Source organism: Xanthomonas sp. WHRI 1810A, assembly GCF_040202885.1.
GTDB lineage: Bacteria > Pseudomonadota > Gammaproteobacteria > Pseudomonadales > Pseudomonadaceae > Aquipseudomonas.
Genome location: NZ_JBEGED010000004.1, coordinates 294,795 through 315,052 on the forward strand (window position 1 = coordinate 294,795; position 20,258 = coordinate 315,052).

Genomic DNA, 20,258 nt, shown 5'->3' on the forward strand with positions numbered 1-20,258 from the left:
ATCTTCCAGATCAGACGTAGGGATGTTGCGGGCTGTCGATAGGATTGAGGCTGTGAAGGCGAAACAGTTCACCGTATCCCTGCACCAGAAAAAATCCGCTGCGCGCCAGCCACTGTTCCCGCCGGTCGCGGTACACCGCTGGCATGTAATACCACGCCAGACCCGGCAGGTCGTGATGCACCAGATGCAGGTTCAAATGCAGGAACAGCCAGCTCCAGGGCCACGAGGCTTCGTTGATCACCGTGCGCTGCTCCGGATGCTCGCTCGGCCGATGTTCGTAATAGGAGCGGACCATCGACACCGCCAGTGCCGGCAGCGCAATCAACGCCACGTAATGCAGGGGCGACAGCGCGCTGAAGTGCGCGATAAACCAGAACATGAGCGCCGCAAACCCGCCGTGGGTGGACCACATCAGCCACGCCTTACGCTCGCCGCCCAGCAAGCGTTTGCTTTCGCTGACAACCAGGCCCGCCAACGCCAGCGGTGCACCCAACAGCACACGGCCCGGCAGGGTTTTATCCGCCCAGCGCAGCAGCCGCGACACCCCACGCATGCTCGCCCAGCGGGACTGGCTCAGGTATCGGCTTTCCGGGTCCAGACCGGGCACGGTCAAGTCTTCGTCGCGATGGTGTTCAAGATGGGTGTCGCGATACAGCGTGTAGGGGTACCAGACGGCAAACGGCGCATAACCCAAGGCTTTGTTCAGCCACAAAAAGCGCGTCGGGTGGCCATGCAGCAGTTCGTGTTGCAGCGACATCCACAGCACCAGCAACGGAATCATCACCAGCGTGGTCGGCCAGACGCCCAGGCGCGGGCTCAGCAGCAACACGCCGAACCAGGCGCCATACACCCCCGCGAGCAACAACCAGGTCGGCCATTCCGTGCGGCCGGTAAAGCTTGCGCGCAGACGGTGAATGTCCTGGCGCTGGCGGTCATCGAGGTAGTTGGGCATGGGCAGTTCCTGCATCGGGGCGGATACCGGGTTGTGCCTCGGCGCAGGAAAATCTTGTAGACCGATTGGTTATGGCGGTAGAACGAAACCCCAAATGCCACCCACGCCTGCGACCTCCTCCATGAACCCTCACGCACTGCCCAACATCGCCCGCCCTATGCTGGCCCGCTTTTACCGTGCTCACCGTTCGGCCATGCGCTGCAAGGGTCTGGCACAGGCGTGGGTGATCAAGGATCCGGTGATTATTGCAGCGTTGTGCCTGACGCCGGTGTACGGCGGGCACTGGCTGACAGGCCTGTTCGTGGCGCCGGAACGGCGAGGTCAAGGCCTAGCGGCGCGGCTGATTGAGGCGGCGACCGATGAGGTCGAGGGCAAGGTCTGGTTGTTCTGCGACCCCGAAATGGAGGACTTCTACCGTCGGGTGCGCTTCGAAAGGATGTCGCTGTTAACGCAACGTCTGCCCGAAGCCCTGGCCGTGCGCTTCACCACTTACACCAGGACCAAACCGCTGATCGCGATGTGCAGGCCGCCACGCTAAGGGTGGGCTGCAAAAAGCGGCCGCCCCAAACGCAAACCCGCGTGCTAGCCTCGGGCATCACTCTCCACGCTTACGGGACGACCATGAAGAAGACGCTTATCGCTTGCTCGCTGGCCGCGCTGCTCGGGTCAACGCTGGTCTGCGCCGCCGACGCCCCGCCGGCCTCCAACATCAGCCATGAGCAATTCGCCAAGGTCCTGGCCGGCGATTGGCGATTGGCGATTGCCGCAGAACAGTGCCCGGGATCAATACCGCCACCCTGAACAGACGCTGCAATTCTTTGGCGTTCGCGATGACCAGACCCTGATCGAGATCACGCCCGGCAACGGCTGGTACAGCGAGATTCTTGCGCCATTGCTCAAGGACAAAGGCCACTACATCGCCGCCGTGGTTGCCCCTGGCACCAGCGATGACGCGAAGCGCGGCTTCGACACGCTCTCGCGGAAATTCGCCGCCGACCCCGCGCGTTACGGCAAGGCGCAGATCATTGATTACAACCCGCAGCAGCCCGTGCTCGGCAAACCCGCGTCAGCCGACGCGGTGCTGACCTTCCGTAACGTGCACAACTGGACCGATGCCAAGACTGAAGTCGCGACCTTCAAAAGCTTCTACGAGGTGCTTAAGCCGGGTGGCACGCTGGGCATCGTCGACCACCGCGCCAAGGCCGGAACAACGGCCGCGCAGAACCTGAGCAATGGCTATTTGCCGACCGATTATGTGATCAAACTGGCGACGGACGCGGGGTTCAAACCGGTAGGAGAAAGCGAAATCAACGCCAACCCCAAGGACACCAAGGATTACCCCGACGGCGTCTGGACGCTGCCGCCGGCACTGGTGCTGGGGGAAAAGGATCGGACGAAATACCAGGCCATTGGTGAGTCGGACCGGATGACGCTTCGCTTCGTCAAACCGGCCGCACACTGAAACGCCGACTCACTCGTCGGCGTTGGGGTCCATGCCCGGAAACAGCACGTCGATGTAACCGAAACGGCTGAAATCGGTAATGCGCGAGGGGTAAAGGCGACCGATCAAGTGGTCGCATTCGTGCTGCACCACCCGTGCATGAAAACCATGGGCGATGCGCTGAATGCGGTTGCCGTCCGGGTCGAAACCTTCGTAGCGGATGTGTTCGAAGCGATCCACGACGCCACGCAGGCCGGGGACTGACAGGCAGCCTTCCCAGCCTTGTTCGAGGGTCTGTTCCAGCGGCGTGATCAGCGGATTGAGCAGGATGGTCTGCGGCACGGCTTCAGCATCGGGGTAGCGTTCGCTGCTCTCGAAGCCGAAGATCACCAGTTGCAGGTCCACGCCAATCTGCGGCGCGGCGAGGCCGACGCCACCGACACTTTCCATGGTTTCAAACATGTCGGCGATCAGGGTTTTCAGCTCGGGCGAGCCGAACATCGATTCGGGCACCGGCGGCGCAATACGCAGCAGCCGCTCATCACCCATCTTCAGAATTTCATGAATCATAATGGCCCTTGCCTGTTATCGGAATGCACGGCACCGCCCGAAGGCAACGCGCGCAGACACATCCTGCCATAAACGTCGTTAAGACTTGTCCGCCTTGAGCACGGGCTGCAGTTCCGGGTCATGATCATGGCTGTGGTCGCGGCCCAGGCCCGACACCGGCTGGGTGTGTGTCGAATCAACGCCGCCGTCGCCTTCGACCTTCTCGCCCTTGTCCTTGCCTTCGTCGGACATGTGTTCGATCACGGCATTCATTTCAGCACCGAGCAGCAACACGGCCGCTGAGATGTAGAAGTACAACAGCAGCACGATGATCGCGCCGATGCTGCCGTACATGGCGTTGTAGTCGGCGAACGTCTTGACGTAGTAGGCGAAGCCCAGCGATGCAACGATCCACACCACCACCGCCAGCACCGAGCCGGGTGTGATGAAGCGGAATTTCTGCTCCACATCCGGCATCACGTAATACATCAACGCGACCGACACCATGAGCAGCAGGATGATCAGCGGCCAGCGAAGGATCGTCCATAAGGTGACGATGAAATCTTCAAGGCCGATCTGCGCGGCCAGCCAGCTCATGACCTGCGGGCCGGTCACCATCAGGGCAGCAGCCACCAGCATCATGCCGGCGATACCCACGGTGTAGAGCACCGACAGCGGAATACGCTTCCAGACCGGACGCGCTTCCACCACATCGTAGGCGGCGTTCATTGCGCTCATCAGCAAGCGAACACCGGCCGATGCGGTCCACAGGGCAATGAAGATACCAATCGACAACAGCCCACCCTTGGACTGCTGGAGTTGGTCAATAACCGGGTTGACCTGCTCCAGCGCCTGAGGCGGGAGCACGAATTCAGATTGCAGACGCAGCCAGGAAAAAAAGTCCGGCAGGTGCAGGAAGCCAATCAACGCGATGAGAAACAACAGAAACGGGAACAACGAAAACAGCATCTGATACGCAAGTGCCGACGCATAAGTCGGCATTTCGTCATCGAGAAATTCTTTGACCGTCCTGACCAATACCTTCATGACAGGCAGTTGGCGCAAATCCGGGAAAATCATGGCGTCTCCTTTCGCAACGTCGCTAAGCACATTTACCTATACGAGCGGGCAAACGCTGTGAAATTCCAATTGCCAGCCGCGTGGGCGGGCTTTTTACCCTAAGTCGGCCAGTGTGGCGACCCTGGAAATATGTGCAGCACGCGATAGCCAGACAGCATAACGGCCATCCGAAGACAGCCGTTATCGCGTTTGCTGATTGTTCGCGCCCGCACGCCTGGCGTGATGGCGCAGGTCATCAGACCTTGTCGATGCCTTTTTTCACGGCATCTTTGGCTTCGCCAACTTTCTGCTGGGTTTCGCCTTTGATTTCCTGGGCTTTACCTTCAGCGCGCAGTTTATCGTTGTCAGTCGCCTTGCCAACGCCTTGCTTGACGTTACCAACGGCTTCATTAGCCATGCCTTTTACTTTATCGCCAGTGCTGCTCATGGGATGTCTCCTGGGTAAGAATCAGGTGTCATAACCTCGACGTAATGATTGACCTGCCCTTTTCAGCGAAGGTTTCAATTATTTTGTCGACAGTTCGTCAGGTCGTGCATTCGGCAAAACCCGACGCATTTCAACGGGCCCGACAATTTCGGCTTTATGTTTGCCGTGCAACCCCCGAGAATGCGCGACTGAAACGCATATCCACGGGAACAACATGAAACTCGACAAAACCCAGGCCATCGCACGCCGGAACAAGGATTTGGGCAGCGCCGTGCTCGGCACCAACAACACCCATTTCGCGGTGCTGAATACCAACCGCAACATCTGGTGGTTCGACATCCCGGTGACCCGCCTGCAAGTCGGGCAATACGAATGGCTGCACTTGCTGATGCACAACCCGGCCAGCGATGAGTTGCTGCACTTGAAAGTCACCACCGCGTTCATGCGCGAGCACCTGGAAGGTCTGGTGGTGCGTAACGAGGGCAAGCGCAAATCCACCGTCAGCCTGGAACTGAGCGCTGACAAGGATGCTTACTTGCGAGATGCGCGCCCGACTGGCGCGAACGTGAGTTTTGCAGGGTTTGTGCAGAAGTAGGTGCAGATCAGCACGTGGCGGGCCATTTACATGACCCGCCGCTGTTGCGAACGCGCTCAGTCGGGCGAAGGGGTTTAAACCAGCTCGATGCGGTCGGCGTGAATCACGATTTCGCCTTGCTTGTACAACGCGCCAATGGCCTTTTTGAAGTTGCCTTTGCTGACGCCGAACAGATTGCTGATCACTTGCGGATCGCTCTTGTCGCTGACCGGCAAGGTGCCGTTGTTCTCGCGCAACTTGGCCAGAATCTTGGAGTTCAGGCTGCTGGCGGCCTGTTCACCCACCGGTTGCAGGCTCAGGCTGATATTGCCGTCTGAGCGGATTTCCTTGATGTAACCCTTCTCTTCCTTGCCCGGCCGCAGAAACTTGAACACTTCGTTCTTGTGGATCAGGCCCCAGTGCTTGTTGTTGATGATGGCCTTGAAGCCCATGTCCGTGGCTTCGGCCACTAGCAGGTCAACTTCCTGGCCGATCTTGTAGTTGGCGGGCACTTTGTCCAGGTAGCGATCAAGCCGGCTGGTGGCGGTGATACGGCGGGTGTGTTTGTCCAGATAGACATGCACCACGCAGTAGTCGCCCGCCTTGAGTGGCTGTCTTTCTTCGGAGTAAGGCAGCAACAGATCCTTGGGCAAACCCCAGTCCAGGAAGATGCCGATGCTGTTGACCTCGACGACTTTAAGACTGGCGAAATCACCGACCTGCACTTTCGGCTTTTCAGTGGTGGCGATCAGTTTGTCGTCACTGTCCAGATAAATAAAAACGTTGAGCCAGTCTTCATCTTCGCTGGGAATATCTTTGGGGATATAGCGATTGGGCAGCAATATTTCGCCGTCCTGTGCGCCATCCAGATATAAACCAAAGTTGGTATGTTTAACCACTTGCAAACTGTTGTAGCGCCCGATTAGAGCCATGTTCAAATACCCTCGTTACGTGGGCGGCATTCTACCCGAGTTTTGCCGAACCGATGACCGCCGCCCGTTGCGAATCGCAGACCAGGGTAACCGGCTCAGGAAAATCAAGGCGTTGCTGCGCATGGTCGACGGCGACGTCAAAAATTGGAGGCCATTCGTCAGGTGGTGTGCCGCGTGATTCGTCACCCCCGCGGAATAAACGGCGCTGTTGCCGGATTGAACTTGGCAATTAAAACAGTGCGTTAGCGGGGTGCAGCGGCAGATGAACGGCGCTTGGGCTTCTGCCAGGCACTTGGCGCGCGGGGATATTAGCCAAGCAATTGTCGGGCGCTTCGGATAGAATGGCCGGCCGTATTAATTTTATATAGGTTAATAGCAGCCATGCGTGTAAAAGCATCCAACTCGAAAGCCAAGCCAGCTCCAGCCGTTGAAACCAGCGACTCGATCAATGCGCAAATTGCAGCTTTCCTGAAATCCGGCGGCGAGATCCAACAGATTGCAAAAGGCGTCAGCGGCCAGACCTTCGGCCCGTCCAAGCAAATCTCCCTCGGCAAAAAGTAATTTTCCCCCGCTCCAGCTGTCGATCTCTAGGCGCTTTGACCACAAGGCGCCAGGGCAATCGATCCTCGCTTCAAAAAAGCTCTGCTTTACTGTCTCGTCATACGCCACTGCCTGGCGACCATGACAACGGGCCCGTCGATTGACCCGCCTGTTCCGAGACCAGACACCCCCTGCGGAATCCAACATGAAAACATGGATCATTTTCAGTGCATTACTTTGTCTGGGCGGTTGCGCGACGCATGGCTGTGACACCACGGTTCCTGGCAGCCCTTGCCGAACCGAGCACCTTCTTTACCAGAACGACATGATTCAAGCCAAGGTCATCATCAGCGAGCGACGCGAGGAAGACTACGAACTGGCGCAAGCGTTGTTGCAACGCGCGGCCAGGGACGACACGTCCGGCGAGGCCGGGTTTTACCAGGCGGTCCTGTTGATTCGGCAGCACGGCGATGCATCAAACAGCACGGCGCTGCTGCAGGAATCGGCCGCTCACCATTACCCGCTGGCCATTGCACTGCTGGCCCAGCTGAGCGGGATGCTGGATCAGGAAAAGGCGCGCGCCTACCGCGCACAGTACGATCAGCTGGATGTCGCCAAGAGCGGATACCCGTCTTATCCGCAGGCGCTGGTGGTAGTTAACGCCCTGATCTCTGCGAAGAACTGAACGCGAAGTTCCAGTTTCTTGTAGTGAATCGACCAGCGGTCGGTTGATGCCTTCGTCAGCCGGTATGCTGGCGAGGCTCTAGCTCGCGGTTCCTATCGAGCCCCCCCGGTATTATCGATTCGACACCTTTACATCCACTCCTCTGTAAAACCCAAGGAGTGAAGCATGCCCAATGCTCGCTATCTCGCACTGATCGCCAGTACGTTGCTGGTTTGCCAGACAGCCTCGGCCCAGCTCATCGAACGAGAGCTCGGTGATTTCAGCCTCAAGCTCGGGACCACGCCCAGCCGGACCATGGCCCAAGGGCTGGTCACGCCCACCGGCGGCGACTCGGCCTTCCACGGCGGGCTGGACCTGACGCACAACAGCGGTTTCTACTTCGGCCAGTGGTCGCCCAACGCGGGCATCGCGCCTGACAGCACGCTGGAAGTCGATTCCTATATGGGCTTCAAAAAGCCCTTCGACAAAACGCTCGGTTATGAACTGGGCGTTATTCGTTACAGCTACCCCAATACCGATCAGCTCGACAGTCACGAGCTGTATGCCGGCTTCCGGATTTTCGACAGCCGCATCGGCACGGCCTTCGCCAACGACGCCGGACGCCAGGACAGCACGTTGTTCCTGGACCTGGGCGGCATCGTTCCGCTGGGCCTGGACCTGCGCATGCAGTACGGCAATCACCAGTTGGACACCCCCACCGCCATCGACGGCGGCGGCATGATCGGCGCGTATAACGACTGGTCGTTCAACGTCTCGCGTCCGTTGATGGGCATGGACATGAACCTGATGTACAGCGGTTCAAGCCTCACCGGCGCGGACTGCGGTGCGTACAGCGGGCACAACACCTATTGCGAAAGCACCGTGACGCTGAAAGTGGTTCGCTCGTTTTTCTGACTGGCTGACACAGTAGGCTGAACTGGCAGGGTATCCTCGGCTCTATACGAGAAGTCCAATGCGCCAGGGAGCCGTCATGCACCACCGGGTCAGAACTTTTATCTGTTTGTTGTTAACCCTGATGCTCATGACCGGATGCAGCCGTGTCGGTCTGGCTTATCGTCATCTGGACGTCATCATTCCGTGGTCGCTCAACGACTACCTGGACATGAACACCACGCAAAAAGACTGGCTGAACGAGCGCCTCAAGGAGCATCTCAGCTGGCACTGCACCACGCAGATTCCCGATTATCTCGCATGGCTTGATCGCCTTGAGCACATGGTCCAGACCCAGCAGGTCAACCAGGCTCAACTCACCGCGCGCACGGCCGAGGCCAAGCAGGCGATCGCCACGATTTCCCGCGAAATCACGCCGTCGGCTGTCGAGCTGCTCAAGCAACTGGACGACAAGCAGGTGGCTGAAATGCAGGAAGCGTTCGCCAAGGACTTGCGCAAACACGAAGCCGAATTCGTAGACCAGCCGCTGAATGAGCAGATCAGCGACCGTACCGAACGGATGGAAAAGCGCCTGAACCCCTGGATTGGAAAGCTGAACCCGGCACAGCAGGCGCGGGTGCAGCAGTGGTCGGCGTCGCTTGGGGAGCAGAATCGGCTATGGATCGAGAACCGCGCCCATTGGCAGGGGCAATTGATCAGTACGGTGAAGCAGCGTCAGGCACCCGACTTCGACGGCAAGATCGCCAGGCTGCTGCAGGACCGGGAGACGTTCTGGACGCCTGAGTACCGACAGGCGTATGACAAAACCGAGCAGGCGGCGATTTCGCTGCTGGTGGACCTCGTCGCTGAGAACACCCCGGAGCAGCAACAAAAGCTGTTGCAGAAAATCGCCGATACCCGCAAGGACTTCACCGAGCTGGGCTGTTTGAAGGCTGCCAGCCTGGCTCGTTGAAATGTAGGAGCGAACAAGTTCGTGCCTACAGAGGGTGGCCGCTTAGATAGAGCCGCCCGCAATCTGCGCTTTTGACGCGACCTCATCAAAGGTCTCCGGCGCCAGCGCATCGTCCTGATCGTCCAGCACCTGACGCGGGTGGTTGTCGCCGGGGATGCTGCTGTCGATCATCGCCAGCAGGCTCGCGCCCCTTGCCGTCAGCACAAAGTTTTCGCCGTTGCCGCCCTGCTCTTCCGGCCGCGATTCGATGAAGCCGTTTCTGAACAGCACCGCCTCGTAGTTGGCCGCTTCCATCTTCAGGGTGTCGAGGTTGCCGACCTCCTCCCCGTCCGCGCCCTTGGCAGCCGCATAGTCTTCGGCGTACTTGCGCGGTTTGAAACTGTCATCGGCGCTGTTTTGCACCTCATGCAGCAAGCGCTCGATCAGGTCCCAGTTATATTTATTAGCCATGTTTAACCTCCAGCAGGGATGAATGACCCGTGACGTCCGGTCATCGGGTGGTGACGCTCTGAAGGTGAGACCGAGCGCCACGCCTGCCGTTCAGCGCGGGAGCCGGACGGTCCAGAACTTTCAAGCGCCCTGCGCGCTCAATTTTATAAGCCCGCAAAGGACACGGAGCCACCCATGAAAACCCTGATGAGCATTATCGCCGCGCTGGCGCTGATGACCGCTGTGCCGGTCTGGGCGTGCACGCCGGAAGAGGCGCAAGCCAAACGCGAACAACTGGCCCAGGAGGTGCAGAAGCTGACGCAGCAGAACCCGACCAAGGCCAGGGAGCTCAATCAAGAGATCAAGGACATGCACCTAGAGACCGCCAGCAAGGACGTGCCGGACAAGTGCCAGTTGATTGATCAGCGATTGCGAGAGATGGATGAGGCGGCGAAGAAGGCAAACGGTTGAGACGGGGTTAGCACTGCAGGAGCGAATGAATTCGCGAAGCGGTATCAGCCGACCTGTCGAGTCGAGTGAACCGGCTTTTCGCGAATGAATTCGCTCCTACAGGTGTGCGGTGCTACTCAGCAGCAGGCGCTTCGGTCTTGCGCTTCTTCAGCGGTGCCATGCCGTCGCTGCTCACCAGCGAATCAGGCTTGGGCCGGTTCTGCGACTTGCGCTTGGTCGGGCCTTTGGAGGCCGTCTTCTTTTTGTCACCCTTGGCGTCGGTCTTTTTCTTCTTTACGCCGACCGCCTTGCCCGACGCCTTGACCTTCTTCGGTCCGCCGTAGGTGCCTTTGACTTCCTTGATGACGCGGCGCTCGAAGCTCTGCTTGAGGTAACGCTCGACGCTGGACATCAGGTTCCAGTCGCCATGGCAGATCAGCGAGATTGCCAGCCCTTCGCCGCCCGCACGGCCTGTGCGACCAATGCGGTGCACGTAGTCGTCGCCGCTGCGTGGCATGTCGAAGTTGATGACCATGTCCAGGCCGTCGACGTCCAGACCGCGCGCCGCCACATCGGTCGCGACCAGAATCTTCACGCCGCCCTGCTTCAGGCGGTCGATGGCCAGCTTGCGGTCTTTCTGGTCCTTGTCGCCGTGCAGCACGAACGCTTTGTACTCAAGCGCCACCAGACGGCCATACAGGCGGTCCGCCATGGCTCGGGTGTTGGTGAAGATGATCGCTTTCTGATACTTCTCATTGGCCAGCAGCCAGTTGAGGATTTGATCTTTGTGCACGTTGTGGTCGGCGGTCACGATCTGCTGACGTGTACCGGCGGCCAGCTCGCTGACGCTGTTGACCTGCAAGTGCTGTGGATCTTTGAGCACCTTGCCGATCATTTCCCGCAGGCCCGAACCACCAGTGGTGGCCGAGAACAACATGGTTTGCTGACGGTTGGCGCATTCGCCGGCCAGACGCTCGACGTCTTCGGCGAACCCCATGTCCAGCATGCGGTCTGCTTCGTCGAGGACCAGCAACTCAACGTGCTTGAGGTCCAGGTTGCCGGCGTTCAACTGTTCGAGCAGACGCCCCGGCGTGCCGATTAAAATGTCGGGCACCTTGCGCAACATGGCGGCCTGGACCTTGAAGTCCTCGCCGCCGGTAATCAGGCCGGCCTTGATGAAGGTGAACTGGGAAAAACGCTCGACTTCCTTGAGCGTCTGTTGCGCCAGCTCACGGGTGGGCAGCAGGATCACGGCGCGGATATCGACGCGAACCTTGGCCGGGCCCATCAGGCGATTGAGCATCGGTAATACGAATGCGGCAGTCTTGCCGCTGCCGGTTTGCGCCGTCACCCGCAAATCGTGCCCTTCGAGCGCCAGCGGAATAGCCGCTGTTTGCACAGGCGTAGGCTCGACGAAATTGAGTTCGGCCACAGCTTTTAGCAGGCGTTCGTGCAGGGCGAATTGGGAGAACACGGGTGTTACCTCGGCGAAATACAAAAAAACAGTCGCATAGGTTACCGGTTTCGGAGGCCGAGGCCGAGTTTCTTTACCTCGGACCCCTTATTTTGTTACCGAATTTGGCCAGCGCTGCAGAACGGCGCCGAACAATGCTGTAATCGCGCCCCCGTTTTTTCCACAGGAGAAAGGCACCGCATGGACACTCAATCGCTATGGCTGCGCGCGCAGGCGTTCTGGGGACTTCTTGAACAGCAGCCCGTATTGCGCGCGAGCCTGGGGCTGTTCCTGCTGCTCATCGCAGCGTGGGCACTGGGCCGGCTGGCGCGCTATGTCATCCTATATGCCGTAAAAATGCTCAGTCGCCAGCCGGCGCTGTTCTGGGTCAGGGACTTCCTGCACAACAAGGTCTTTCACCGTCTGGCGCAAGCCGTGCCGTCGGTGATCATTCAGTTCGGCCTGACCCTGGTGCCGGACCTGAGCGCCACCACCCATCAAGTGCTGGGCAACATCGCCCTGGCCTTCACCATCCTGTTCTTCATGCTCACCGTCGGCGCGTTGCTCAACGCCCTGCTAGACATCTACGCCCGCACCGACCACGCCCGCACCCGCTCGATCAAGGGCTACGTGCAACTGGCGAAAATGATCCTGTACATCTTTGCCTCCATCATCATCGTTGCCACGCTGATCGACCGCTCGCCGTTGTTACTGCTGTCCGGGCTGGGCGCCATGTCGGCGGTGATACTGCTGGTCTACAAGGACACCCTGCTGTCGTTCGTCGCCAGTGTGCAGCTGACCAGCAACGACATGCTGCGGGTCGGCGACTGGATCGAGATGCCGCAAGTCGGCGCCGATGGCGATGTGGTGGACATCACGTTGCACACGGTCAAAGTGCAGAATTTCGACAAGACCATCGTGTCGATCCCTACGTGGCGCCTGATGTCCGAATCCTTCAAAAACTGGCGCGGCATGCAGCAAGCCGGTGGCCGACGGATCAAGCGCAGCCTGTTCATCGACGCCAGCGGAGTGCGTTTCGTGACCGATGAGGAAGAGCAGCAACTGACCCAAGTCCACCTGCTCACCGATTACATCGGCCGCAAACAAGCCGAACTGCACGCCTGGAACGAGGCCCAGGGCAACGTCGCGCAGGTCTCGGCCAACCGGCGGCGGATGACCAACATCGGCACCTTCCGCGCCTACGCCCTGGCGTACCTCAACAGCCACCCGGACATTCACCCCGACATGACCTGCATGGTCCGCCAGATGGAAACCACCGCGCAGGGCATTCCGCTGGAAATCTACTGCTTCACCCGCACCACCGCGTGGGGCGACTACGAGCGGGTGCAGGGCGATATTTTCGATTACCTGCTGGCGGTGCTGCCCGAGTTTGGCTTGAGTCTGTATCAACAACCGAGTGGAGCGGATATGCGCGTGGGCTTGGCGAAAGCGTAAGCACCTCACGTTTACATCTTGAAGCTGTTACCGGGCATGGAACCGATCAACGCCTGTTCAACGGGCGCATAAAGACTTCGAACGTGCGTCACGAGAAAGGTCCAGAAGGCCGGATCATTGACGGTTCGCAAGACCAGATCAGCAGGGAGAAAACGGCTCATTTCCTTGCGAAAATCCGTCGCCACGGTGGGGTCGCTGAGCAACAGATCCACGCGTTCTTTAAAAAGCTTCATAAAGGCTTGCACCTCACACTGATGGTCGCGCAGCTTGCTGCCGACCAGTTCGAGCGCAGGCGTTATACCTTGCTGACGCAACCAGACCATATCCCACAGGTCACGATTCTTGATGCGATTGGGGCGCAACGCGAAGGCCACGATCTTGTCGGCATAAATTTCTTCACGCGTCTCGGCCTGCAGGATCAACCCGCTGGTGCCCATGTCCACGCCGTAGGGGTTGAGCAACAGCATCGGTTGCGGCTGATAGCTGGGGATTGAGCAGACATCAATGTTGATGCGTTGCGCGGGCAAATCCTTGCGTCCAGGCCGGGTCTGAATTTTCAGCTTCCAGGTATCGACGTTGCCCTCCTCTCTAACCGGCTCGCTGATTTGCACTTGGAGTCCATATTTGGATTCCAGGCGGTCAATCAATACCTGAGCCAGCTCGGCAAACGTCTGGCGATCGAAATCAGCCCCTCCGGTGAAGTCCAGATCCTCGCTCAAACGATTGGAGCCATAGCAGGCACGCAGACAGGTGCCGCCAATGAAGGTCAATCTGGCGAGCATCCCGGCGGCACTCAGGGCCAGCATCACGTCGTGATGCAACAGCTCCTTTTCCACCACCACACGCAGGGGTGCCAGGTCCTGTCTGTTTGTAAGTGCTTCGCTGACAAGCGCGTCAAACAAGCTCATTGGCCGTACTCCAATCAATCAAATCCATTTTCCGTTTCGCTGCTTTCATGTCTCTTAATGCCTGGCCGGCAGAGGCTCGCCATAGTCGACAGGCTGCGTCATATCGAAGGTTGCCAATGAGCGCCAGTGGACGCTGACGCGTGTGGACAAACTCGATGGTGCCCCACTTCCCGCAGGAAATAATGCTGCTGCGGCCCGACGACATCAGCGTGATCCAGTTGATCGGGATCTGCGAGATGACCCCGAGATCGCTCAAGGCGGTTTCCAGGCTGATGTAGTTAAGTTGGCTGGCACGCAGACGGGCTGCGGCGTGGAATAACACCAGTCCGGACTCAGGCTTTACCGGCTCGAAGAGGTAGAGCCCGCGACAGAGTCGAGCCAGATGCCCTTCGGCAGCGGCACGGCTCAGTAGGGTTTTGTAGGCGCTGTCAGATAAATCCGGGACCAGTGCCCGCATATCGTCCGGAGTGAACAGATACCGTTCTGGAGTCGCCAGCTTTGACAGCTGCCGGATCAGACGGCGCATTGGCTGAAGCGAATCAGAGGGCCTGATCATGCTTGTGACTCAACAGTAGGTTTCAGTTAATGTAACTTAACGTTGAGTCTCCCACAACAACCACCCCTCTTGACTACGCTTGGCCAGCGACGATATCAATCCGAACGACATTAGGACCTGCGCCTCAGCCTCAAGCGAACGTCATACTTTCATTTCCTGCACACAACAAAAAGCCCGGCATCTGCCGGGCTTTTGCATTGTTTGAACGCGGTTTTATCGATCACGCTGATACTGCGAGCCGAACTCTTTGCGGTTTTCGGCAACGATGACGGTGGTGGACGACTTGCTGTCGAACGGCTTGATGCTGTCTTTGTCAGCGACTTTGGTGTCCAGGACGGTGGCGCTGGTGGCGTCGACCAAAGCGGGTTGTTGCACGTGTTCAGGGCTTGCGAAGACTGCGGTGGACGCGAGGACCGAAAGTGCGAAGCCGAAAGCGATTGAAGTTTTCATGATGTTGCTCCAGAAAGTTGGGGGTTGTTGTGTTTCGTTGGAAGCAACTTTATGGGCTTGGCGCACTATTGAAAAACCACTCTGATGCATCGTGAGTATCAACGCCGCTGATATCAGGCACGCAACCGTCTAGCCCGCGCTTCTCGCGACAGTCGCTCGGGATATCGATTAAAAAACAGGGAAATCCAGCGCTTTACATCTAAGAAATTGTTTTATCCATAAGGGCGCAGTACGCTCCATCGGATTGAGGTGCGTCACTGAGGTTCGCATTTGAGTGTGATGTACAGCTTGATGATTTCCCGACTGAACTTGGAGGTGACGTCGACGCTGCTTTTGGCGGCGACCTGTACCCGGCGCGTGCGGGGAGCTTCCGGGCCATTGCGAAACACCACGCTGCACTTGGCGGGCACGGTGCCGTAGTTGTTAAGGGTGATGTTGCCGATGTCATACGCCGTGTCGTGACTGGTGTAGTCGATCTGGACGCCATTGAGGGTTTTGTCCACATCGATGGGGTACGCGAACGCGCTCAGGGGCAGCATCGCCAGCAGCACACAACAGAGTTTTTTCATGCGGCAGTCTCCAGTCAGGGACGCCAGCTTAGGACAACAGGAGCGAAAGATGAAAGCGCCCCGCGTGACGCTTGATCAATGGCGAACATTGCAAGCCGTGGTCGATCATGGTGGCTTTGCCCAGGCGGCCGAAGCGTTGCACCGTTCACAGTCGTCGGTGAGTTACACCGTCGCACGGATGCAGGATCAACTGGGCGTGCCGCTGCTGCGCATCGATGGCCGCAAGGCCGTGCTCACCGAAGCGGGCGGCGTGCTGCTGCGGCGGTCGCGGCAGCTGGTCAAACAGGCGAGCCAGCTGGAAGACCTGGCGCATCACATGGAGCAAGGCTGGGAAGCTGAGGTGCGTTTGGTGGTCGACGCGGCGTACCCCAACGCGCGGTTGGTGCGAGCGTTGACCGCGTTCATGCCGCAGAGCCGGGGTTGCCGGGTGCGGTTGCGCGAAGAGGTCTTGTCCGGCGTTGAGGAAGTGCTGCTCGAAGGCGTGGCCGATCTGGCCATCAGCGGTTTCAGCATCCCGGGCTACTTGGGCACTGAAATGAGCGCGGTCGAATTCGTCGCCGTCGCCCACCCGGAGCATCCGCTGCACCAGATGCACCGGGAGCTGAATTTCCAGGACCTGGAAAGCCAGCTGCAAGTGGTGATCCGCGATTCAGGGCGCAGTCAGCCAAGGGACGTCGGCTGGCTGGGCGCCGAACAGCGCTGGACCGTCGGCAGCTTGGCCACCGCCGCGACATTCGTCAGCAGCGGTCTGGGCTTTGCGTGGCTGCCACGCCACATGATCGAACGCGAGATCAAGGAAGGCGTGCTGAAAATCCTGCCGCTGGACAAGGGCGGCAGTCGCCATCCGTTGTTCTATCTTTATTCCAGCAAGGACAAACCCCTGGGCCCGGCGACGCAGATTCTGATCGAGCTGATCCAGAATTTCGACACCGCGCCGCTGGACGTACCCTTTATAGCGCCACAGTTGGGTTGAGGTTGATTCAAAGCGCGCTGCCAACGGATTGGCCTTCATCGCATCACAGGCTGCGGCGCCCACCCGGCATCACGCTCTGGGCAAATCCGCGCAAACGTGCTTCCCTTGTGTCCTGTTTTTTGCCGTTGAAATCACTTTCAGGACACCTGCCCCATGCTGAAAAAAATCGCTCTCTGCGCCGCCGCTGCACTGTTCGCCTCGAACCTGATGGCTGCCACCGCCCCTCACGTGATCCTGGACACCAGTTTCGGCCAGATCGAAATCGAACTGGAGCAGGACAAAGCGCCCATCAGCACCAAGAACTTCCTCGGTTACGTGGACAGCAATTTCTACAACGGCACCATCTTTCATCGCGTGATCCCGGGCTTCATGGTCCAGGGGGGTGGGTTCACCCCGCAGATGGTGCAGAAGCAAACCAAGGACCCGATCAAGAACGAAGCCGAGAACGGCCTTCACAACGTACGCGGTACGCTCTCGATGGCGCGCACCTCGGATGTGAATTCGGCCACCAGCCAGTTCTTCATCAATACCAACGACAACGCGATGCTCGATCACGGCGTACGTGACTTCGGTTATGCGGTGTTCGGCAAAGTGGTCAAAGGCATGGACGTGGTGGACAACATCGTTCACGCACAGACCGCCACCAAAAGCGGTATGCAGAACGTGCCCATCGACCCAATCCTGATCAAATCCGCAAAACGCGTTAACTGAAAACCGAATTGACGCATCCCCACATGAAACCGGCCTGAGCCAATCGCGGTTTCGTGTGGTCCGATCAGGGGTCTGCACTTCAGTAAGGAGAGCCTGCGTAGTCCGCGGGTGTCATAGCCAATGTTCTATCGCCGTTTTGAACAACTGATCGATATCTTCCGCGAAGCCCCCACCGCCGCACCGCCCACCAACGTCATGTCGTTCTACGTGTACTACTTGCGCCAGGTGTGGCCGAGTTTTGCAGCGTTGCTGGTGGTCGGCCTGATCGGTGCCCTGATCGAGGTGTCGTTGTTCAGTTACCTGAGCCGCATCATCGACCTGGCACAAGGCACCCCCAACCCCGATTTCTTCAAAATACACGCCACCGAGCTGATCTGGATGGTGGTGGTTGCGCTGGTGTTGCGACCGATCTTCGTCGCCCTGCACGACTTGCTGGTGCACCAGACCATCAGCCCCGGCATGACCAGCATGATCCGCTGGCAGAACCACAGCTACGTGCTCAAACAGAGCCTCAATTTCTTCCAGAACGACTTCGCCGGGCGTATCGCCCAGCGCATCATGCAGACCGGCAACTCGCTGCGCGACTCCGCAGTGCAGGCCGTCGACGCTCTGTGGCACGTGCTGATCTACGCCATCAGCTCACTGGTGCTGTTCGCCGAAGCGGACTGGCGGCTGATGATTCCATTGCTGAGCTGGATCGCCGCCTACATCGTCGCCTTGTTTTACTTCGTGCCGCGTGTGAAAGAGCGCTCCGTGGTGTCGTCCGATGCCCGCTCCAAACTGATGGGGCGCATCGTCGACGGCTACACCAACATCACCACCCTCAAGCTGTTCGCTCACACCAATTCCGAGCAACTGTACGCCCGCGAAGCAATCACCGAGCAGACCGAAAAAACCCAGTTGGCCGGCCGTGTCATTACGTCGATGGACACGGTGATCACCACGCTCAACGGCATTCTGATCGTCACCACCACCGGCCTTGCGCTGTGGCTGTGGACCCAATCGCTGATTTCGGTGGGGGCCATCGCGCTGGCCACCGGCTTGGCGATCCGTATCGTCAACATGTCCGGCTGGATCATGTGGGTGGTCAACGGCATTTTCGAAAACATCGGCATGGTCCAGGACGGTCTGGAGAGCATTTCCCAGCCGGTGGGCGTCACTGACCGCGCTGCGGCTCCGAAGCTGCAAGTGGATCGCGGCAGGGTCACGTTCGAGAATCTGGACTTCCATTACGGCAAAGGTAGCGGCGTGATTCAGGGCCTGAACCTGGACATCAAACCGGGCGAGAAAATCGGCTTGATCGGGCCGTCGGGCGCGGGCAAGTCCACGCTGGTGAACCTGCTGCTGCGGCTGTATGACGTGCAAGGCGGGAAGATTCTGATCGATGGTCAGGACATTGCCCACGTCACTCAGGAAAGCCTGCGCTCGCACATCGGCATGATCACGCAGGACACGTCGCTGCTGCACCGCTCGATCCGCGACAACCTGTTGTACGGCAAGCCGGACGCGACCGATGCGGATTTGTGGGAAGCCATGCGCAAGGCCCGGGCTGATCAGTTCATCCCGCTGCTCACCGACTCCGAGGGTCGCACCGGGCTGGACGCCCATGTGGGCGAGCGCGGCGTGAAATTGTCGGGCGGCCAGCGTCAGCGGATCGCGATCACCCGTGTCCTCCTCAAGGACGCGCCGATCCTGATCATGGACGAAGCCACTTCAGCGCTGGATTCGGAAGTCGAGGCCGCCATTCAGGAGAGCCTTGAAACCCTGATGCAGGGCAAAACCGTGATCGCCATCGCGCACCGGCTGTCCACCATCGCCCGCATGGACCGCCTGGTGGTGCTGGAAAACGGCCAGATCGCCGAGACCGGCACCCACGCCGAACTGCTCGCGCACAAAGGTCTGTACGCACGGCTGTGGGCGCACCAGACCGGTGGGTTTGTCGGGGTGGATTGAAGCTACACCTGTTGGAGCGAGGCTTGCCCGCGAAAGCTATCTGTCAGTCAATGCACCAAAATCTGACACATCGCCTTCGCGGGCAAGCCTCGCTCCAACAGGCCTGTGATGCGCTCCCACATTGGATCTCCATAGAAGTCAGCGGTTAAGCCTGCCGATAAGGCAACGCATTCCTCGCATCCTCGGCATACGCCAGAATCCCCGCCCTTTCCTGCTCGAGAAAATCCGCCACTGCCTCGCGCAATCCGGGGTGGGTCAGGTAATGCCAGGAATGGGTGATCACCGGCTCGAAGCCGCGAATCAGCTTGTGCTCGCCCTGGGCGCCAGCGTCGAAGCGCTTGATGCCCTTCTCGATCGCGTACTCCATCCCCTGATAAAAACACGTCTCGAAATGCAGCCGGTCGAACTCCGCCAGGCAGCCCCAATAGCGCCCGTAAAAACTGTCGCCGCCGATGAGGCTGAATGCCATCGCCACTGGACGTGAGCCCTGCTTGGCGAGCACCACGCGAATCGATTCCGGCATGCGCTCGGCCACAAGGCTGAAGAATTCCCGCGTCAGGTACGGCGCCTGCCCCCGTATCTCGTAGGTGTTGGAGTAGCAGGCGTAGACGAAATCCCACTGCGCCTGACTCAGTTCATGACCTTCCAGCCACTCGAAGTCGATGCCCTGCCCGGCGACCTGTTCGCGCTCCTTGCGCATCTGCTTGCGCTTGCGCGAACTCAAGGCGTCGAGGAAATCCTGAAAATCCCGGTAGCCGCGATTTTGCCAGTGGTACTGACAGCCAATGCGTTGCAGCCAGCCCGGTTGCTCGGCCAGTAATTCGTCCGCGACCGGATCGCTGAAGTTGACGTGGGCGCTGGACAGTTCTTCGACCTCCAGATAACCCGGCAAAGCGGCCAGCAGTTCGCGGCCGTCTTCGGGGCGCCGGGCCAGCAAGCGAGGGCCGCTGACCGGACTGAACGGCACGGCGATCAACAGCTTGGGGTAATAGGCGATACCGGCGCGGCGACAGGCGTCCGCCCAGCCGTGATCGAACACGTACTCGCCGTAGGAATGCCACTTTCGGTAGGCCGGCAGCGCGGCAATCAGCTGATCGTCTTCGTAATGCAGCAAGTGCTCGGCACGCCAGCCGGAGCGTGGGCCAAGGCTACCGCTGTCCTCCATTGCACTGAGGAAAGCGTGCCGCAAAAACGGCGAGTCACCCGGCACCAGTCCATCCCAGTCCTGGGCGGGCAAGTCCGACAGACGTTCCAATCGATGTAACGGCATCGCATCCCCCACTTCGTTTCGCATGCCGGGCGAGTATCGCCCATTGGCTTGCACCGCA

Annotated in this window: 25 protein-coding genes; 13 read left to right on the forward strand and 12 right to left on the reverse strand. The window is 59.2% G+C overall.

Annotation, left to right across the window (positions count from 1 at the left end; all coding sequences use genetic code 11):
* Positions 1-10 precede the first annotated feature (10 nt).
* A complete protein-coding gene (locus tag ABQX22_RS09180; protein WP_349798665.1) occupies positions 11-952 on the reverse strand; it encodes a fatty acid desaturase in 942 nt (313 codons plus the stop codon).
* 94 nt (positions 953-1,046) lie between these two features.
* On the opposite strand from ABQX22_RS09180, the gene ABQX22_RS09185 reads away from it, so the two are divergent.
* From ABQX22_RS09185 to ABQX22_RS09195, 3 genes are all read left to right on the forward strand, one after another.
* Positions 1,047-1,490: a GNAT family N-acetyltransferase gene (locus ABQX22_RS09185; RefSeq protein WP_349798667.1), complete on the forward strand. Its 444-nt coding sequence runs from the start codon at positions 1,047-1,049 to the stop codon at positions 1,488-1,490.
* Positions 1,491-1,573: 83 nt separating this feature from the next.
* On the forward strand, positions 1,574-1,753 hold the full coding sequence (locus ABQX22_RS09190; protein ID WP_349798669.1) for a hypothetical protein: 180 nt from the start codon (positions 1,574-1,576) through the stop codon (positions 1,751-1,753).
* Complete coding sequence (locus tag ABQX22_RS09195) at positions 1,713-2,414, forward strand: class I SAM-dependent methyltransferase (protein ID WP_349798670.1); 702 nt, start codon at positions 1,713-1,715, stop codon at positions 2,412-2,414. Before ABQX22_RS09190 ends, ABQX22_RS09195 begins: the two co-directional genes overlap by 41 nt.
* A 9-nt stretch (positions 2,415-2,423) precedes the next feature.
* Here the strand turns inward: ABQX22_RS09195 and def are convergent, their stop codons facing one another.
* The 3 genes from def to ABQX22_RS09210 form a co-directional block, all read right to left on the reverse strand.
* Entirely contained in the window at positions 2,424-2,963 is a 540-nt protein-coding gene (gene def / locus ABQX22_RS09200) for a peptide deformylase (RefSeq protein ID WP_349798672.1), read from the reverse strand.
* 78 nt (positions 2,964-3,041) lie between these two features.
* Positions 3,042-4,022 (reverse strand): YihY/virulence factor BrkB family protein, encoded by a 981-nt coding sequence (locus tag ABQX22_RS09205; protein ID WP_349798674.1) that lies wholly within the window; start codon positions 4,020-4,022, stop codon positions 3,042-3,044.
* A 235-nt stretch (positions 4,023-4,257) separates the two neighbouring features.
* Positions 4,258-4,449 (reverse strand): CsbD family protein, encoded by a 192-nt coding sequence (locus ABQX22_RS09210; protein ID WP_349798676.1) that lies wholly within the window; start codon positions 4,447-4,449, stop codon positions 4,258-4,260.
* Between the two features lie 214 nt (positions 4,450-4,663).
* Here ABQX22_RS09210 and ABQX22_RS09215 point away from each other — a divergent pair, with 214 nt between their 5' ends.
* A complete protein-coding gene (locus tag ABQX22_RS09215; protein ID WP_349798678.1) occupies positions 4,664-5,044 on the forward strand; it encodes a hypothetical protein in 381 nt (126 codons plus the stop codon).
* A 74-nt stretch (positions 5,045-5,118) separates the two neighbouring features.
* On the opposite strand, the gene ABQX22_RS09220 is transcribed toward ABQX22_RS09215, so the two are convergent.
* The gene (locus tag ABQX22_RS09220) at positions 5,119-5,955 is read right to left on the reverse strand and encodes a CvfB family protein (protein ID WP_349798680.1); all 837 of its coding nucleotides are present in this window, start codon (positions 5,953-5,955) and stop codon (positions 5,119-5,121) included.
* Positions 5,956-6,336: 381 nt separating this feature from the next.
* On the opposite strand from ABQX22_RS09220, the gene ABQX22_RS09225 reads away from it, so the two are divergent.
* The 4 genes from ABQX22_RS09225 to ABQX22_RS09240 all read left to right on the forward strand — a co-directional run bounded on the left by ABQX22_RS09225 (position 6,337) and on the right by ABQX22_RS09240 (position 9,023).
* Positions 6,337-6,516, forward strand: a complete 180-nt coding sequence (locus tag ABQX22_RS09225; RefSeq protein ID WP_037012170.1) for a hypothetical protein — start codon at positions 6,337-6,339, stop codon at positions 6,514-6,516.
* Positions 6,517-6,700: 184 nt separating this feature from the next.
* Entirely contained in the window at positions 6,701-7,180 is a 480-nt protein-coding gene (locus tag ABQX22_RS09230) for a hypothetical protein (RefSeq protein WP_349798682.1), read from the forward strand.
* A 165-nt stretch (positions 7,181-7,345) separates the two neighbouring features.
* The gene (locus ABQX22_RS09235; protein WP_349798684.1) at positions 7,346-8,074 is read left to right on the forward strand and encodes a TorF family putative porin; all 729 of its coding nucleotides are present in this window, start codon (positions 7,346-7,348) and stop codon (positions 8,072-8,074) included.
* Between the two features lie 58 nt (positions 8,075-8,132).
* Positions 8,133-9,023: a DUF6279 family lipoprotein gene (locus ABQX22_RS09240; protein ID WP_349798686.1), complete on the forward strand. Its 891-nt coding sequence runs from the start codon at positions 8,133-8,135 to the stop codon at positions 9,021-9,023.
* A gap of 42 nt (positions 9,024-9,065) precedes the next feature.
* On the opposite strand, the gene ABQX22_RS09245 is transcribed toward ABQX22_RS09240, so the two are convergent.
* Positions 9,066-9,473 carry a hypothetical protein gene (locus tag ABQX22_RS09245; RefSeq protein ID WP_349798688.1) on the reverse strand — a complete coding sequence of 136 codons (408 nt, stop codon included), beginning with the start codon at positions 9,471-9,473 and terminating at the stop codon, positions 9,066-9,068.
* Between the two features lie 174 nt (positions 9,474-9,647).
* Between ABQX22_RS09245 and ABQX22_RS09250 the strand changes: the two genes are divergently transcribed.
* On the forward strand, positions 9,648-9,923 hold the full coding sequence (locus ABQX22_RS09250) for a hypothetical protein (RefSeq protein ID WP_349798690.1): 276 nt from the start codon (positions 9,648-9,650) through the stop codon (positions 9,921-9,923).
* Positions 9,924-10,035: 112 nt separating this feature from the next.
* Here ABQX22_RS09250 and ABQX22_RS09255 read toward each other — a convergent pair whose 3' ends face one another.
* Complete coding sequence (locus tag ABQX22_RS09255) at positions 10,036-11,376, reverse strand: DEAD/DEAH box helicase (RefSeq protein ID WP_349798692.1); 1,341 nt, start codon at positions 11,374-11,376, stop codon at positions 10,036-10,038.
* Between the two features lie 180 nt (positions 11,377-11,556).
* Between ABQX22_RS09255 and ABQX22_RS09260 the strand changes: the two genes are divergently transcribed.
* Complete coding sequence (locus ABQX22_RS09260) at positions 11,557-12,810, forward strand: mechanosensitive ion channel family protein (RefSeq protein WP_349798694.1); 1,254 nt, start codon at positions 11,557-11,559, stop codon at positions 12,808-12,810.
* A gap of 11 nt (positions 12,811-12,821) precedes the next feature.
* Here the strand turns inward: ABQX22_RS09260 and ABQX22_RS09265 are convergent, their stop codons facing one another.
* The 4 genes from ABQX22_RS09265 to ABQX22_RS09280 all read right to left on the reverse strand — a co-directional run bounded on the left by ABQX22_RS09265 (position 12,822) and on the right by ABQX22_RS09280 (position 15,293).
* Entirely contained in the window at positions 12,822-13,718 is an 897-nt protein-coding gene (locus ABQX22_RS09265; RefSeq protein ID WP_349798695.1) for a nucleotidyl transferase AbiEii/AbiGii toxin family protein, read from the reverse strand.
* Positions 13,705-14,274, reverse strand: coding sequence for a type IV toxin-antitoxin system AbiEi family antitoxin (abiEi, locus tag ABQX22_RS09270; protein ID WP_349798697.1), 570 nt, complete (start codon positions 14,272-14,274; stop codon positions 13,705-13,707). Before abiEi ends, ABQX22_RS09265 begins: the two co-directional genes overlap by 14 nt.
* A 213-nt stretch (positions 14,275-14,487) precedes the next feature.
* Positions 14,488-14,724, reverse strand: a complete 237-nt coding sequence (locus ABQX22_RS09275) for a hypothetical protein (RefSeq protein ID WP_349798699.1) — start codon at positions 14,722-14,724, stop codon at positions 14,488-14,490.
* A gap of 254 nt (positions 14,725-14,978) precedes the next feature.
* Positions 14,979-15,293 carry a hypothetical protein gene (locus ABQX22_RS09280; RefSeq protein ID WP_349798701.1) on the reverse strand — a complete coding sequence of 105 codons (315 nt, stop codon included), beginning with the start codon at positions 15,291-15,293 and terminating at the stop codon, positions 14,979-14,981.
* Positions 15,294-15,342: 49 nt separating this feature from the next.
* Between ABQX22_RS09280 and ABQX22_RS09285 the strand changes: the two genes are divergently transcribed.
* The 3 genes from ABQX22_RS09285 to ABQX22_RS09295 all read left to right on the forward strand — a co-directional run bounded on the left by ABQX22_RS09285 (position 15,343) and on the right by ABQX22_RS09295 (position 18,930).
* Complete coding sequence (locus tag ABQX22_RS09285) at positions 15,343-16,266, forward strand: LysR family transcriptional regulator (protein WP_349798703.1); 924 nt, start codon at positions 15,343-15,345, stop codon at positions 16,264-16,266.
* A 153-nt stretch (positions 16,267-16,419) separates the two neighbouring features.
* The gene (locus ABQX22_RS09290; RefSeq protein ID WP_349798705.1) at positions 16,420-16,977 is read left to right on the forward strand and encodes a peptidylprolyl isomerase; all 558 of its coding nucleotides are present in this window, start codon (positions 16,420-16,422) and stop codon (positions 16,975-16,977) included.
* Positions 16,978-17,097: 120 nt separating this feature from the next.
* Complete coding sequence (locus ABQX22_RS09295; protein WP_349798707.1) at positions 17,098-18,930, forward strand: ABC transporter ATP-binding protein; 1,833 nt, start codon at positions 17,098-17,100, stop codon at positions 18,928-18,930.
* 145 nt (positions 18,931-19,075) lie between these two features.
* Here ABQX22_RS09295 and ABQX22_RS09300 read toward each other — a convergent pair whose 3' ends face one another.
* Positions 19,076-20,200 (reverse strand): GNAT family N-acetyltransferase, encoded by a 1,125-nt coding sequence (locus tag ABQX22_RS09300; protein WP_349798709.1) that lies wholly within the window; start codon positions 20,198-20,200, stop codon positions 19,076-19,078.
* Positions 20,201-20,258 lie beyond the last annotated feature (58 nt).

What these genes read in the sequence shown, in the direction of transcription:
- ABQX22_RS09180 (WP_349798665.1), bottom strand. Translation starts at nt 952, where the DNA reads ATGCCCAACTACCTCGATGACCGCCAGCGCCAGGACATTCACCGTCTG.
- ABQX22_RS09185 (WP_349798667.1), top strand. Translation starts at nt 1,047, where the DNA reads ATGCCACCCACGCCTGCGACCTCCTCCATGAACCCTCACGCACTGCCC.
- ABQX22_RS09190 (WP_349798669.1), top strand. Translation starts at nt 1,574, where the DNA reads ATGAAGAAGACGCTTATCGCTTGCTCGCTGGCCGCGCTGCTCGGGTCA.
- def (WP_349798672.1), bottom strand. Translation starts at nt 2,963, where the DNA reads ATGATTCATGAAATTCTGAAGATGGGTGATGAGCGGCTGCTGCGTATT.
- ABQX22_RS09205 (WP_349798674.1), bottom strand. Translation starts at nt 4,022, where the DNA reads ATGATTTTCCCGGATTTGCGCCAACTGCCTGTCATGAAGGTATTGGTC.
- ABQX22_RS09210 (WP_349798676.1), bottom strand. Translation starts at nt 4,449, where the DNA reads ATGAGCAGCACTGGCGATAAAGTAAAAGGCATGGCTAATGAAGCCGTT.
- ABQX22_RS09215 (WP_349798678.1), top strand. Translation starts at nt 4,664, where the DNA reads ATGAAACTCGACAAAACCCAGGCCATCGCACGCCGGAACAAGGATTTG.
- ABQX22_RS09220 (WP_349798680.1), bottom strand. Translation starts at nt 5,955, where the DNA reads ATGGCTCTAATCGGGCGCTACAACAGTTTGCAAGTGGTTAAACATACC.
- ABQX22_RS09225 (WP_037012170.1), top strand. Translation starts at nt 6,337, where the DNA reads ATGCGTGTAAAAGCATCCAACTCGAAAGCCAAGCCAGCTCCAGCCGTT.
- ABQX22_RS09230 (WP_349798682.1), top strand. Translation starts at nt 6,701, where the DNA reads ATGAAAACATGGATCATTTTCAGTGCATTACTTTGTCTGGGCGGTTGC.
- ABQX22_RS09235 (WP_349798684.1), top strand. Translation starts at nt 7,346, where the DNA reads ATGCCCAATGCTCGCTATCTCGCACTGATCGCCAGTACGTTGCTGGTT.
- ABQX22_RS09240 (WP_349798686.1), top strand. Translation starts at nt 8,133, where the DNA reads ATGCGCCAGGGAGCCGTCATGCACCACCGGGTCAGAACTTTTATCTGT.
- ABQX22_RS09245 (WP_349798688.1), bottom strand. Translation starts at nt 9,473, where the DNA reads ATGGCTAATAAATATAACTGGGACCTGATCGAGCGCTTGCTGCATGAG.
- ABQX22_RS09250 (WP_349798690.1), top strand. Translation starts at nt 9,648, where the DNA reads ATGAAAACCCTGATGAGCATTATCGCCGCGCTGGCGCTGATGACCGCT.
- ABQX22_RS09260 (WP_349798694.1), top strand. Translation starts at nt 11,557, where the DNA reads ATGGACACTCAATCGCTATGGCTGCGCGCGCAGGCGTTCTGGGGACTT.
- ABQX22_RS09265 (WP_349798695.1), bottom strand. Translation starts at nt 13,718, where the DNA reads ATGAGCTTGTTTGACGCGCTTGTCAGCGAAGCACTTACAAACAGACAG.
- abiEi (WP_349798697.1), bottom strand. Translation starts at nt 14,274, where the DNA reads ATGATCAGGCCCTCTGATTCGCTTCAGCCAATGCGCCGTCTGATCCGG.
- ABQX22_RS09275 (WP_349798699.1), bottom strand. Translation starts at nt 14,724, where the DNA reads ATGAAAACTTCAATCGCTTTCGGCTTCGCACTTTCGGTCCTCGCGTCC.
- ABQX22_RS09280 (WP_349798701.1), bottom strand. Translation starts at nt 15,293, where the DNA reads ATGAAAAAACTCTGTTGTGTGCTGCTGGCGATGCTGCCCCTGAGCGCG.
- ABQX22_RS09285 (WP_349798703.1), top strand. Translation starts at nt 15,343, where the DNA reads ATGAAAGCGCCCCGCGTGACGCTTGATCAATGGCGAACATTGCAAGCC.
- ABQX22_RS09290 (WP_349798705.1), top strand. Translation starts at nt 16,420, where the DNA reads ATGCTGAAAAAAATCGCTCTCTGCGCCGCCGCTGCACTGTTCGCCTCG.
- ABQX22_RS09295 (WP_349798707.1), top strand. Translation starts at nt 17,098, where the DNA reads ATGTTCTATCGCCGTTTTGAACAACTGATCGATATCTTCCGCGAAGCC.
- ABQX22_RS09300 (WP_349798709.1), bottom strand. Translation starts at nt 20,200, where the DNA reads ATGCCGTTACATCGATTGGAACGTCTGTCGGACTTGCCCGCCCAGGAC.